Here is a 12,284-nt window from a genome sequence, read left to right as displayed (position 1 = left end):
AAATTTATATATAAATTAAGAACTCAATAATTATACGATTTATTATTATGTCTGATGATACACCTAAACTAGACGACTATTATTATAGATTTTTACAAAGTATTTTACTTAAAACACTAGAACAAAATAAAGCTGCTGAAACGTATTTATTGCAGAAAGAGTTTAATAGCGCTTTAAATGAGATAAAAAATGTAAATGAACAACTTGAAGAATATTCAAGCATTCTTTCTTTACTCAAAGTAATTAAAACCCATTTTAGTGATAAAAAAATATATAATTAAGTACCGTTTAACTTAAATCCTTTTTTTATAATTAAAAATAATATAGAGTGGAAATAAAAAAAGGTATTGAATTATGGAATATGCATTATTAATTTTCAGTATTATAGCGATTTTAGTTATAATACAAATGGTTAAAGTTGTACCGCAACAACAAGCATGGGTAGTAGAAAAACTTGGAAAATTCGATAAGGTACTGCAGCCTGGCTTAAATTTACTCATCCCTGTCATTCAGAGAGTAGCATACAAACATACTTTAAAAGAAGAAGCAATAGACGTTACCGCTCAAACAGCTATTTCAAACGATAACGTAACATTATCTATAGACGGTGTTTTATATGTTAAGATCATTGATCCAATGGCAGCATCTTATGGTGTTAATAATCCTTACTATGCCATAACACAGCTTGCTCAAACTACTATGCGTTCGGAAATCGGTAAACTCCCTTTAGATAGAACTTTTGAAGAGCGCGAAACTTTAAACGTAGCAATTGTAGCAGCTATTAATCAGGCTGCTATAAATTGGGGCATACAATGTATGCGTTATGAAATTAAAGATATTCAACCTCCGCAAACTATACTTAAAGCTATGGAATTGCAGGTAGCGGCAGAACGTCAAAAAAGAGCTCAAATTCTAGAGTCGGAAGGTAATAGACAAGCAAAAATTAACCATGCAGAAGGTGAAAAAGCACAAATCGTACTGAATTCAGAAGCTTCTTATACAGATCAAGTTAACAGGGCAAAAGGTGAAGCTGAAGCAATAGGCTTAGTCGCTACCGCTACGGCAAATAGTATTGAGATTGTCGCAACTGCCGTACAAAAAACGGGAGGAAGTGATGCAGTAGCTCTTAAAATAGCCGAGCAATATATTAGTGCGTTCGGTAATTTGGCTAAAGATACCAACACCGTAATTTTACCCGCAAATCTTTCAGAACCGAGTAGTTTTATAACTGGAGCGTTAACTATATTTAACCAATTAAAAGCTTCTTCGGGAACGAAAATAGATAAGTAGCAATTTATAAAGATTTATTATTGTAATAATAATTAGTTTTATATATCATATCAGATTATTAATTAATAAAAGGTTATGAATATGTCAGTATTTGTCGGCAAAACTGCTCCAGATTTTACAGCTAAAGCTATTATGCCTAATAATAATATAGACGATCAGTTTAAACTTAGCGATTATGCTGCAGGGAATAATATAGTGTTATTTTTTTATCCCCTAGATTTTACTTTTGTTTGTCCATCGGAAATTATAGCATTTCACAATAAGCTTGGTGAATTTACCGAAAGACGTACTAAAGTAGTAGCTGTTAGCGTTGATTCTCATTTTAGCCATTTAGCTTGGAAAAATACTCCGCCTAATAAAGGCGGACTTGGACAAGTACAATTTCCAATGGTTTCCGATATAAAAAAGGATATTTCTTCAAAATATAATGTACTTAATGAAGACGGTATTGCTTTGCGTGGAACTTTTTTAATCGATAAGGATTTCATAGTACGTCACATGCTAGTTAACGACTTACCTATCGGTCGTGATATTAATTATGCATTAAAAGTAATCGATGCTTTAACTCATCATCAAAAGCACGGCGAAGTTTGTCCTGCCGGCTGGCATAAAGGTGAGGAAGCAATTACCCCATCACATGAAGGTATAGCACATTATTTAAGCTCACATGCAGAGAAGCTGTAATATATTACTGTTATTAAAGTGGAAAACTGTCCTACCGTGGCTTGTCTAGTGTTGTTGCATGGTTCTGATGTCATTCCCGCCTAGGCAGGAATGACATACAGCACTAACGCAATATCAAATAACCCTAAATAATGTTGAAAGAATTATTTTCTGCTCCTAAAATATCTTATAATATTGAAACAATTAATATTTTACGTCTTATTAGAAGTGAAAATATTGGTCCTAAAATTTTCTTTAGTTTAATTAAATTATTCGGTGATGCAGCAACTGCCATAGATAACGTTCCGGATTTTTCATTGCGAGGCGGAAAGTCAAAACCAATTAAAATTTTCAGTAAAAGCGATGCTGAAAAAGAGTTAGAGCTTCTCGAAAAAGACAATGCTAAGATCATCACATATAAATCTCCGGAATATCAAAATTATTACTTGAAATTTATGATCCACCGCCAATATTAAGCTATAAAGGTAATATAGAGTTATTAAATCATAATAAATGCGTTGCAATAGTAGGTGCAAAAAACGCTGCTGCAAACGGAAGAAGCTTTGCTCATAAAATTGCAAATGATTTAGTAAAAGAAGGTTATATAACCGTTTCAGGGTTAGCACGAGGAATAGATAGCAGCGTACATCAAGCTGCAATTTCTCAAACTATCGGAGTTATTGCAGACGGTATTGATCATATATATCCACCGGAAAATAAAAAACTATTTGAAAATTTAGCAGAAGAAGGTTTAATATTAGCTGAGTTACCTATCGGCTCTACCCCGCTTGGAAAACATTTTCCACAGCGTAATAGGATAATATCGGGACTAACCTTAGAAGTAGTGGTAGTAGAAGCAAGCTTAAAATCCGGTGCATTAATAACTGCAAAATTTGCACTTGAACAAAATAGGGAAATATTTGCCGTTCCCGGCTTTCTTTTAGATCCAAGATGTCAAGGTATAAATAAATTGATGAGAGAGGGAGCATATTTAGTGGAATCAGTAGACGATATTGTAGCTAATTTACCGCAATATGAAGAATTTATGAAAAAAGATGATGGATTATTTAAGGGTTTTGTTGAGCTAGGAACAGTAAATACGAGATATGTTACGTCACAAAAGGAGCGTACTGCTATATTGGAATTATTATCGACAGTACCCATAGACTTTGAATATTTACAAAAAGAAATAGAATTACCGCTTCCTATAATATTATATACGGTAATATTAGAATTAGAACTCGCCGGGACAGTAATGCGTCACGCCGGTAATAAAATATCATTAGTTTATAATAAGTAGATGAAATTAGTAATAGTAGAATCGCCGGCAAAGGCAAAAACGATAAATAAATATTTAGGTAATGAATTTAAGGTCATTGCATCATTCGGTCATATTAGAGATTTACCTTCTAAAAAAGGCTCGGTGTTACCTGATGAAAATTTTGCAATGAAATATGATATTTCCGATAAAGCCGGTAAATATGTAGATGCCATAGTTAAAGATGCTAAAAAAGCTGATGCAGTATATCTTGCAACCGATCCTGATCGTGAGGGTGAATCTATCTCATGGCATGTTGCAGAGGTAATAAAAGAAAAGAATCAAGTTAAATCCGATGATTTTTTCAAAAGGGTAGCATTTAACGAAATCACTAAAAAAGCAATTATTCATGCCGTTGAAAACCCTAGGAAACTTGACACTAACTTAGTAAATGCCCAACAAGCAAGAAGAGCTTTAGACTATTTAGTCGGCTTTACCCTTTCACCTCTTTTATGGCGTAAGTTACCGGGATGTAAATCGGCAGGACGTGTGCAGTCCGTGGCTCTGCGATTAATATGTGAGCGAGAAGATGAAATAGAGCGTTTTAAGTCAGAAGAATATTGGGATATTAGCCTTAAAATGCAAAATAGTAATAATGAACTATTTACTGCTAAATTGACTCACATAAACGATCAGAAATTAGAAAAATTCTCAATTATTAACGAAAAAAAGGCCAAAGATTTAACCGAAAAATTAAAATCTCAAAAATTTCATGTTGATAAGATAGAAAAAAAACAACAAAAACGTCAACCACAACCTCCTTTTATTACTTCATCACTACAACAAGACGCAGCAAGAAAATTAGGTTTTAGTGCTAAAAAGACTATGCAAATAGCACAAAAACTTTATGAGGGTGTTGATATAGGTAAGGAAACTATAGGGCTTATTACTTATATGAGAACCGACGGCGTTACATTATCAAATGATGCAATAGCAGATATACGTAAGTTAATCGATAAAAGTTACGGCGATAAATATTTACCGACTAGCCCTAGAATTTATAAATCCAAAGTAAAAAATGCTCAAGAAGCTCATGAAGCAATAAGACCCACAAATATTACTTATACTCCTGATAGCTTAAAAGAAAAACTAGAAAAGGATTATTATAAGCTTTATGAGTTGATTTGGAAAAGAACTATAGCCTGCCAAATGGAAAATGTTATAATGAATTTGGTAGTTGCAAATTTAGCTTCGGAAAATAAAGAATATTTGGCAAAAGCAAACGGATCGACTATAGCCTTTGACGGATTTTACAAGGTTTATCGTGAAAGTGTGGAAGATGAAGCTGAAGAAGAAAATAAAATACTGCCGCCTTTAAAAGAACAAGAGCCACTTAAAACTAAAGAAGTTATTCCAAATCAACATTTTACCGAACCGCCTCCAAGATATTCAGAAGCAAGTTTAGTAAAAAAACTTGAAGAGCTTGGGATCGGTCGTCCTTCGACCTATGCTAGTATTTTATCGGTTTTACAAGATCGAAAATATGTTGCTCTTGAGAAAAAACGATTTATACCTGAAGAGCTTGGACGTTTGGTAACGGTATTTTTAGTCGGTTTCTTCAAAAAATACGTTGAATATGATTTTACTGCAGGACTTGAAAACGAATTAGACGAAATAGCAGCTGGCAAACTTGAATGGAAAGCTGCTTTAAATAATTTTTGGAGCGGTTTTAACCATAATATTGAATCAGTAAACGAGCAGAAAATAACCGAGATTATTAGCTATGTACAGAAAGCCCTTGATTATCACTTGTTCGGTGAGAATAAAGAATCTAAAGTTTGTACTTCATGTAACACGGGCGAGCTTAGCTTAAAACTTGGTAAATTCGGAGCGTTTTTAGCATGTAGTAATTACCCTGAATGTACTTTTAGAAAATCTATTGTTAGCGGTAACGATAATAACGAGAATGAAGGCGAGCCTGCCGCTATGCCTAATGAGAATAAAGTTTTAGGTACGGATAAAAACGGAGTAGAAATATATCTGAAAAAAGGACCTTACGGACCTTATATTCAACTTGGCGAACAAGGAGGCAAAGTAAAGCCGAAACGTAGCCCCGTGCCTGCTAGCTTGAACCAAAATGATATTACACTTGATATAGCATTAAAGCTTCTAAGCTTACCGCTAAAAATAGGTATTCATAAAGATAGCGACGAGGAAATTATGATAGGATACGGTAAATTCGGTCCTTACATAAAATATATGGGTAAATTTATTTCAGTGCAAAAAAAATATGATTTTCTAAATTTAAGCTTAGATGATGCGATGAAGCTAATTGAAGAGAATAAAGCGAAATTAGAGAAGAAACAGGCGTAAATGGTTTAGTGTCACCCCGTGACTTGATCACGGGGTCTCAGGACACAGGCTGTAATACAAGATCCCGTGGTCAAGCCACGGGATAACAATTAATAAAATTACTTATTTATGACAAAAGTTATAACACGATTTGCTCCGTCACCGACCGGTATGTTACATGTTGGGAATATCAGGGCAGCATTGCTTAACTGGCTATATGCAAAGAAGCATAACGGACAGTTTATTTTAAGATTTGACGATACGGATTTAGAGCGTAGTAAACAGGAATATAAAGACGCTATCAAGGAAGATCTAAAATTTTTAAATATTAATTGGGATCAGACATTTAATCAATTAAGTCGTTTAAGTAGATATGATGAAATCAAAAATCTATTACTAGACAAAAAAAGATTATATGCCTGCTATGAAACTCCTGAAGAGCTAGAATTAAAGCGTAAATTTCAATTATCTAAAGGTTTACCACCGATTTATGATCGAACTAGCTTAAATCTCACTGAAGAGCAAGCAAAGAAATATATAGAACAAGGAAGAAAACCGCATTATAGATTTTTGGTAAATCATGAACCGATTAACTGGCATGATATGATCAAAGGCGAAGTTAAATATGACGGCAAGGCTTTAAGCGACCCAATAGTGATAAGAGCAGACGGTAGTATGACCTATATGTTATGCTCAGTTATTGACGATATTGATTATGATATTACTCATATTATTAGGGGTGAAGATCACGTTAGCAATACCACCATTCAAATTCAAATGTTTGAGGCTTTAAATACTACTCCTCCGACTTTTGGGCATTTAGGTTTAATAATCAATAAAGATGAGAAAATTTCTAAAAGAGTTGGAGGGTTTGAGATCGCAACTCTTAGAAAAGAAATGGGAATCGAAGCTATGGCAATCGCTAGCTTTTTTAGTTTACTTGGTTCATCAGCACAAATCTTGCCTTATAAATCAATGGAGAAGCTAGCAAATCAATTTGAGATAAGTAGTTTCTCTAAAAGTCCAACTATCTATCAGCCGGAAGATTTAGAAAGATTAAATCATAAATTACTTATAAGTTTAGATTTTGATACAGTAAAAGAACGCCTTAAAGAAATAGATGCCGAGTATATTGATGAACATTTTTGGTTATCGGTAAGCCCTAACTTGCAAAAATTACGTGATGTAAAAGATTGGTGGGAAATTTGCCATCAAACTCCGAATGTAGAAAATCTAAATTTAGATAAGGAATATTTAAAGCAAGCAGCAGAATTATTACCGAAAGGTGAAATCACTAAAGATAGCTGGAGCATTTGGACTAAAGAAATAACAAATATAACAGGCAGGAAAGGTAAGGAGTTATTTTTACCTCTTCGCCTTGCTTTAACCGCCAGAGAATCAGGACCGGAAATCACAGGCGTTTTACCTTTGATTGATAGAGAAGAGATAATAAAGCGTTTAACTAGTGCGTAACTCTCTATGTCATTCCCGCTTTCGCGGGAATGACATAGAAGCCATGCAACTCCTCGCAATGACGATTGAGTATGACAATATTTTAACTATAATACTCTATCATGTTAGTATTAATAGCAGCCGGCAAGCTCTGCGGTATCACCGTAAATATTATCGGCAATAAGAGAAACTATACCTGCTGTTCCTGCTACTAAACCTTCCACAGTTTCATAAGCTACATATCCTGCAGTTAGTCCTGCTTTTACTGTATTTTTTACACATTCGATAGAATCGGACGGCGAAATTAAAATTGCTCCTAAGGTAAAAGCACCGATAAGAGCCGGAGGATTATAATAAGCAAAAGTTCCAAGGCTTACTACAGGTGCTTGAGCAAATGTAGATACAACAGAATAATTAGAGTTGTTCACATCAGAAACAAAACCTTGAACGGAACATACAGTTTTTGCACCATTTTCTATCACATTAATAGCATGTTCCGTTGCTAAGGTAGATACATTGTGAAATCTGTCGCAGCTTTGATAGCATTTTGAAAATGAATTGTAGCACTGTCAAAGTAACTAGATGTTTTTTTTGCAGTTTGTGGCCCCGTATAGTTTTTTTCATGATTTTTCTCCTTAAAATTAAATCGTGACGCAATTATAACTTAAATGTTGGGTTGTGTCAATGGATATTATTAATAAATAATTAAAAAATTAATAATACTTTAAGATAAAAAGAAGGTTTAGCTGTTAAAAAACTTTTTGATTTTTAGCGTATCTTCTTTAGACAAAGTAGGCTTGAACCTGTATATATCTTTTTTATTAGCACTTTCAGGTTGAAATTGAAACTCGCCTTTAATTGTGTTGATTGTAACTATCTGATCAGGAGAACCACATTTAGGAAAATCATATTTTATAACTATGTCCCCGTTTCTAAGTCCAGATTTATAAGCGTTACTATTTTCGTCAATATTTTTTATTGTATAATTATTTATTAAAGCATCTCTATCAAAACCACGATCATATGCCCCCATTGTTATTTTCTCGATCGGCAGCACTTTAGCAACATTAGCTAAATCTATAGTTTTACCTTGTTCTATATATTCGTTTATCTCTTTATCTATACCCTTTGGAACATAATTTTTAACTATTTTTTTAAAATAATCACTTGAAAATTCTTGTTCTTTTGAGGTTTTAAATAAATCAAGCATAACATTATCCAGCGATTTACTCTTATTATTCTCTTTAATGAAATTGTCCAAATAAAGTGCCAAAACAAATCCACGATAATATGGCAATCTTTGTACTGCATAATCTTGCCAATAATCTGTTTCGATTAAATTATTAGGTTCATTTATAACAGGTGATAAATAATAATTCTCAAAGAATTTATTAAATTCTTCTACAAATTCCTCAAGCGTTATAACACTGGAACGTAAGGCTAAAACCCTGCTATAATAATCGGTAAATCCCTCACTCCACCAATAATTTAATCGTTCTAAGTTATTACGTATTTTCTTCCCTGTCCAATTATGTAGATGTTCATGAGCAAGTAACGTTATATAATCCTGTTTGTCCAAACCTTGAGGAATAAATGCAGTAAAACTATGAGTTAAGCCCGTTCTGCCCATATGTCTAGGTTGATTCCCCTCGATTAAACTTATTAGATAATAAGGAAAATCATTATCATGGAAAAATGTTCTTTGTTCCTTGATAATTTTATTTATATAAGAAACTATTTCTTCATCTTTAAGATCAAATTGACCATGTAACGAAAGATATACAGGATTTTTTTGATCGACAATTTTGTAAACACGTAAATCACCCGCTACATAAACTGCACTATATAATTCAATCGGCATAGCTTTAAATTTCACGCTTTTACCAAGACCATAATCTGATATTGTTTTCCAGCTATCAGGAATATTATTCCATTCAATGTTAAACGCTACTATATCATTTCCATTTAGATCACCGGGAGTAGCAAAAAGCCCATAACCCGGTGAATGAATTAAATTTTGTCTAATTATTGCTTCGTGGATATCACAAGGATTACACCGGTTTTTTGATATATTTCGTAGCTTAAACGAATAATATTGATTTTTCCCGTATTTAAAATAGCTTCATTCGAGTCTTGATTTCTCAACTGTAATTTTCCAATAGGATATTCTAATTTTTGATTTGCTTGTAATATGTAGCATTTGCCCATGCATAGGGTAAATCTAAAACAACCTCACTACTAATATTGCCGATTATTTCCGTCTCAACTTTGATAACTGAAACAGACGTATTAGACAAAGGTGTTATTTTGTAATTTATCTGCCTATAAGTATTTGCGGATACTAGATTTGAAATTAGAATTATGAATATTATCAAAAAATTTTTTAGAAAGTACATTTTTAACACTCATGGATTTTAGGGATTATTTAGAGTGTTGTGCGACTCTCGATACCATTCCTGCGTGGCATTGTTGCGTGGATACTGAGTCGTCATTGCAAGGAAAATTACGCAGTAATTGAATCTAGTTAAAAATTCTGATTTACAGAATTTTTATTATTTTTTATGGATTGCCACACCGCCTATATGGCTGCTCACAATGACGATATCTATGTAGGCATGTATTTCTATTTAATTATTACTTCCTGACCATTAGCCCATAAGCTTCTATGTCTTCAAGCCATTTAGCGTTTTCTATTAAATATGATTCTTAAAATTCGGCAAGTGTAGGATCAGGTTCGCCTGTTAAATTTTTAAGCCCGTCAAATAAAATGTATAAAAAACCTATTTTATTCTTTTTACAATAATCTCCTACATCTTCAATATGCTTCGCACGATCATCAACAAATACAATAAAACTAGCATTTAGCTCTTCAGAAAATTTTGATAAAGTACCACTTTTTGAGTGATTACCGGTTATAAATATACCTTTATAAAAAATAGCATCATCCTTTTGTCCTGAATTATAAATTACTAATTTTTCATTATCTGAAAATTCGATACCCAGCTCTTTTAGTTCTTTATATCGCCAATCTTGCATAGAAGGAATATTGCCGAATGCTCCCGTATTCATTTGTGTAAGACCATAAACCGGAAACTTTTCCTTGAGCTTGTTTATAACTTCTACCCACTCTTCATCAATTAATATTACTTTTCGCTGCAAACGCCAATTACTGATAATTTCCTCATAATGGTCATAACTACTTTTATTTTCCTTAATTCTATCAATTATTTGATTATAAGGCGACTTCTTAAAAGTTTTTGATTTAGGAGAGTTATAAGCGTATCATCAACATCAATGAATATAGATGCACGAGTAGGAGCATTTTTTATTATTAAATCATAAACTTTTTCGGCACTATCGGCAGTTTCAAAATCTTTCATATATACTCCGAAGTAAAATGAAGAGTAGTGATACGAAGTTTAACTTGGAAAAGAGTAATCGGTCTGTAAGCCGAGGAGCGGAGCGTATATTAAACGTTCAGCATCCGAGGTCTTACAAAGACATTGTTGCTAATTTTTCAAGTGGGGCGAGTATCAAATTTAATATTAAGTTCTTCAGTTAAAATAGCCATTAATTCAAGCCCTGCTCTATTTGTCCATTCGCCTTGTGCATAAAAAAAATGATAAGGACCGCTAACCGGCGACGACAACCAAATTTCTTTGGCGACACTTTGTTTATTTATTACATATACCCCTTTATCAGTATCAAGGTTTAATATATCGCCTTGTAAATCTACATCTATACTTGCTTCTTTATCCTGCTCTTCTATCTTTTCTGCTATATATGCAATTGTTGTCTCGGCTATTTTACTAAATTCACTATTATTCATGATAACATCCCTTAAGTAGATAAAAATATACGCAAATCAACTTCAAAAAGAGCAAGGAATCTATAAGACAAGGAGCGGAGCGTATACTTAAATACGTGAGCACCATATAAGACGACGTAGCCAATTTTTGAAGTTCATCGAGTAGATGGTTTTTCAGGATCAATTGCCGGCTCAGGTACTTTAATCAAACTTTTTCGATAAGTTTCAACAAATTTATTATGATCATTAAGATTGTTAGAAAAATTATGCCCGCCTTTACCGTCAACTACAAAAAATAATGCATCCGTTTTAGCAGATTTTACCACTGCTTCTAAAGATTTTAACGACGGACAAGAAATCGGACCGGGTGGTAAACCTTTTATATAATAAGTATTATAGGGTAGTTCTTGCAATAAATCTTTTTTTGTTAAAGCTCTTGCTAATTTAAATTTTCCTTCAGTCAAAGCATATATAGTAGTCGAATCGGCTTGTAGCTTCATATTTTTCTTTAAACGATTAATGAATACTGCTGCTATAATAGGCTTTTCTGCATTTGAGCCGGCTTCTTTTTCAATTATTGAAGCTAGCGTTAATACCTCAAGTCTAGTTTTTAATGGAGAATCCGGTGCAAGATTTTGCATTACTTTATCTAAATTAGCAGACATTAAATTTCTCATGTGATCAATTATCTGCTCTTTTTGATCACCGTAAGAAAAAAAATACGTGGAAGGCATTAAAAAACCTTCAGGTATTATCCCTTTTATTTCTCCAAGTAATCGACTTTCTTCATTAATTTTCTTTATAACCTCACTAACTACCGTACCTTCCGGGACAATTATCTTGTGTATTATAGATTTACCGCTTGCTAATATTCTTAAAGTTTGCAGAGGCGATATATTACGAGTAAACACATATTCACCGCTTTTAAGAGGTCTTTTTATAGAATAAATTTTAGCAATTACCTTAAAAATTCTTGGATATTTGATTACTTCATTAGAATAAAGTTTTGTAACTATTTGATTTACGGATAATTTAGATTCAATAATTATCGTTTTATTTTGAGTAAGATTACCCGGCACAAAAATATAAAATATACTAAAATTTAGCAAAGTAATAAATATAGTTAGAAATACTGTAACTAAAAAAAGTTTAGTTTTTAATAGGTTGTTTAACATAATAACTATTATTTTTATAAGGCTTAAAAATATTGATAAAAAAAATTACCACGAAATATGGTTTTTTTCTTGACATTTGAAATAACATATAGTAAAATTAATTTTTTGTTAAATTTAAATTTAAATAGTTTTTGCTAAATCAATCAATAGTTTTAATATTTGGTAATTAAAATATTAAAACTAAATGACTAATGAGCAACAAATTAATAACGCAAACCAATTTACTATAACAATAGTATACTCCTGTAAAATGAAAAGTTAGAATTTTTATTACAAACAAAAAATA

At 32.6% G+C, this 12,284-nt stretch carries 14 protein-coding genes; 7 read left to right on the top strand and 7 right to left on the bottom strand.

Translation table 11 applies throughout. The annotated features are described in order from the left end of the window. Positions 1–47 precede the first annotated feature (47 nt). The 7 genes from MCC_RS02905 (at position 48) to gltX (ending at position 7,036) form a co-directional block, all read left to right on the top strand. Positions 48–281, top strand: coding sequence for a hypothetical protein (locus tag MCC_RS02905; protein WP_014365971.1), 234 nt, complete (start codon positions 48–50; stop codon positions 279–281). 73 nt (positions 282–354) lie between these two features. Continuing rightward, entirely contained in the window at positions 355–1,290 is a 936-nt protein-coding gene (locus MCC_RS02900) for an SPFH domain-containing protein (RefSeq protein ID WP_014014149.1), read from the top strand. An 81-nt stretch (positions 1,291–1,371) separates the two neighbouring features. Further along, on the top strand, positions 1,372–1,974 hold the full coding sequence (locus MCC_RS02895; RefSeq protein ID WP_014408461.1) for a peroxiredoxin: 603 nt from the start codon (positions 1,372–1,374) through the stop codon (positions 1,972–1,974). Between the two features lie 131 nt (positions 1,975–2,105). Then, positions 2,106–2,429 carry a hypothetical protein gene (locus MCC_RS10170; RefSeq protein ID WP_014408460.1) on the top strand — a complete coding sequence of 108 codons (324 nt, stop codon included), beginning with the start codon at positions 2,106–2,108 and terminating at the stop codon, positions 2,427–2,429. Then, a complete protein-coding gene (gene dprA / locus MCC_RS07790; protein ID WP_331270634.1) occupies positions 2,375–3,253 on the top strand; it encodes a DNA-processing protein DprA in 879 nt (292 codons plus the stop codon). Before MCC_RS10170 ends, dprA begins: the two co-directional genes overlap by 55 nt. Further along, positions 3,254–5,584 (top strand): type I DNA topoisomerase, encoded by a 2,331-nt coding sequence (gene topA / locus MCC_RS02880; RefSeq protein WP_014408458.1) that lies wholly within the window; start codon positions 3,254–3,256, stop codon positions 5,582–5,584. It abuts the gene before it with no gap. A gap of 108 nt (positions 5,585–5,692) precedes the next feature. Then, complete coding sequence (gltX, locus tag MCC_RS02875; protein ID WP_014408457.1) at positions 5,693–7,036, top strand: glutamate--tRNA ligase; 1,344 nt, start codon at positions 5,693–5,695, stop codon at positions 7,034–7,036. A gap of 110 nt (positions 7,037–7,146) precedes the next feature. Here the strand turns inward: gltX and MCC_RS09435 are convergent, their stop codons facing one another. The 7 genes from MCC_RS09435 to mltG all read right to left on the bottom strand — a co-directional run bounded on the left by MCC_RS09435 (position 7,147) and on the right by mltG (position 11,998). Further along, a complete protein-coding gene (locus tag MCC_RS09435) occupies positions 7,147–7,497 on the bottom strand; it encodes a hypothetical protein (protein WP_014408456.1) in 351 nt (116 codons plus the stop codon). Between the two features lie 260 nt (positions 7,498–7,757). Beyond that, positions 7,758–8,876, bottom strand: coding sequence for a M61 family metallopeptidase (locus tag MCC_RS02865; RefSeq protein WP_231288750.1), 1,119 nt, complete (start codon positions 8,874–8,876; stop codon positions 7,758–7,760). A 307-nt stretch (positions 8,877–9,183) separates the two neighbouring features. Beyond that, on the bottom strand, positions 9,184–9,312 hold the full coding sequence (locus tag MCC_RS10840) for a hypothetical protein (RefSeq protein ID WP_269208681.1): 129 nt from the start codon (positions 9,310–9,312) through the stop codon (positions 9,184–9,186). Positions 9,313–9,721: 409 nt separating this feature from the next. Continuing rightward, the gene (locus MCC_RS02855; protein ID WP_231288749.1) at positions 9,722–10,174 is read right to left on the bottom strand and encodes a DUF2608 domain-containing protein; all 453 of its coding nucleotides are present in this window, start codon (positions 10,172–10,174) and stop codon (positions 9,722–9,724) included. 65 nt (positions 10,175–10,239) lie between these two features. Then, positions 10,240–10,395 (bottom strand): hypothetical protein, encoded by a 156-nt coding sequence (locus tag MCC_RS10165; protein ID WP_231288748.1) that lies wholly within the window; start codon positions 10,393–10,395, stop codon positions 10,240–10,242. Positions 10,396–10,532: 137 nt separating this feature from the next. Continuing rightward, positions 10,533–10,844 (bottom strand): iron donor protein CyaY, encoded by a 312-nt coding sequence (cyaY, locus tag MCC_RS02850; RefSeq protein WP_014408453.1) that lies wholly within the window; start codon positions 10,842–10,844, stop codon positions 10,533–10,535. A 134-nt stretch (positions 10,845–10,978) separates the two neighbouring features. Next, positions 10,979–11,998, bottom strand: coding sequence for an endolytic transglycosylase MltG (gene mltG / locus MCC_RS02845; protein ID WP_014408452.1), 1,020 nt, complete (start codon positions 11,996–11,998; stop codon positions 10,979–10,981). Positions 11,999–12,284 lie beyond the last annotated feature (286 nt).

The sequence above is a fragment of the Rickettsia rhipicephali str. 3-7-female6-CWPP genome (assembly GCF_000284075.1).
Classification (GTDB): Bacteria; Pseudomonadota; Alphaproteobacteria; order Rickettsiales; family Rickettsiaceae; genus Rickettsia; species Rickettsia rickettsii.
The sequence above is the reverse complement of the archived record's forward strand: the minus strand, read 5'-3'. Positions and strand labels throughout refer to the sequence as shown.

Bases quoted from the DNA above. Each gene is read 5' to 3' on its own strand.
- cyaY (WP_014408453.1), bottom strand. From the start codon at position 10,844: ATGAATAATAGTGAATTTAGTAAAATAGCCGAGACAACAATTGCATAT.
- gltX (WP_014408457.1), top strand. From the start codon at position 5,693: ATGACAAAAGTTATAACACGATTTGCTCCGTCACCGACCGGTATGTTA.
- mltG (WP_014408452.1), bottom strand. From the start codon at position 11,998: ATGTTAAACAACCTATTAAAAACTAAACTTTTTTTAGTTACAGTATTT.
- MCC_RS02895 (WP_014408461.1), top strand. From the start codon at position 1,372: ATGTCAGTATTTGTCGGCAAAACTGCTCCAGATTTTACAGCTAAAGCT.
- MCC_RS02905 (WP_014365971.1), top strand. From the start codon at position 48: ATGTCTGATGATACACCTAAACTAGACGACTATTATTATAGATTTTTA.
- MCC_RS02865 (WP_231288750.1), bottom strand. From the start codon at position 8,876: ATGCCGATTGAATTATATAGTGCAGTTTATGTAGCGGGTGATTTACGT.
- topA (WP_014408458.1), top strand. From the start codon at position 3,254: ATGAAATTAGTAATAGTAGAATCGCCGGCAAAGGCAAAAACGATAAAT.
- MCC_RS10170 (WP_014408460.1), top strand. From the start codon at position 2,106: ATGTTGAAAGAATTATTTTCTGCTCCTAAAATATCTTATAATATTGAA.
- MCC_RS02900 (WP_014014149.1), top strand. From the start codon at position 355: ATGGAATATGCATTATTAATTTTCAGTATTATAGCGATTTTAGTTATA.
- MCC_RS10165 (WP_231288748.1), bottom strand. From the start codon at position 10,395: ATGAAAGATTTTGAAACTGCCGATAGTGCCGAAAAAGTTTATGATTTA.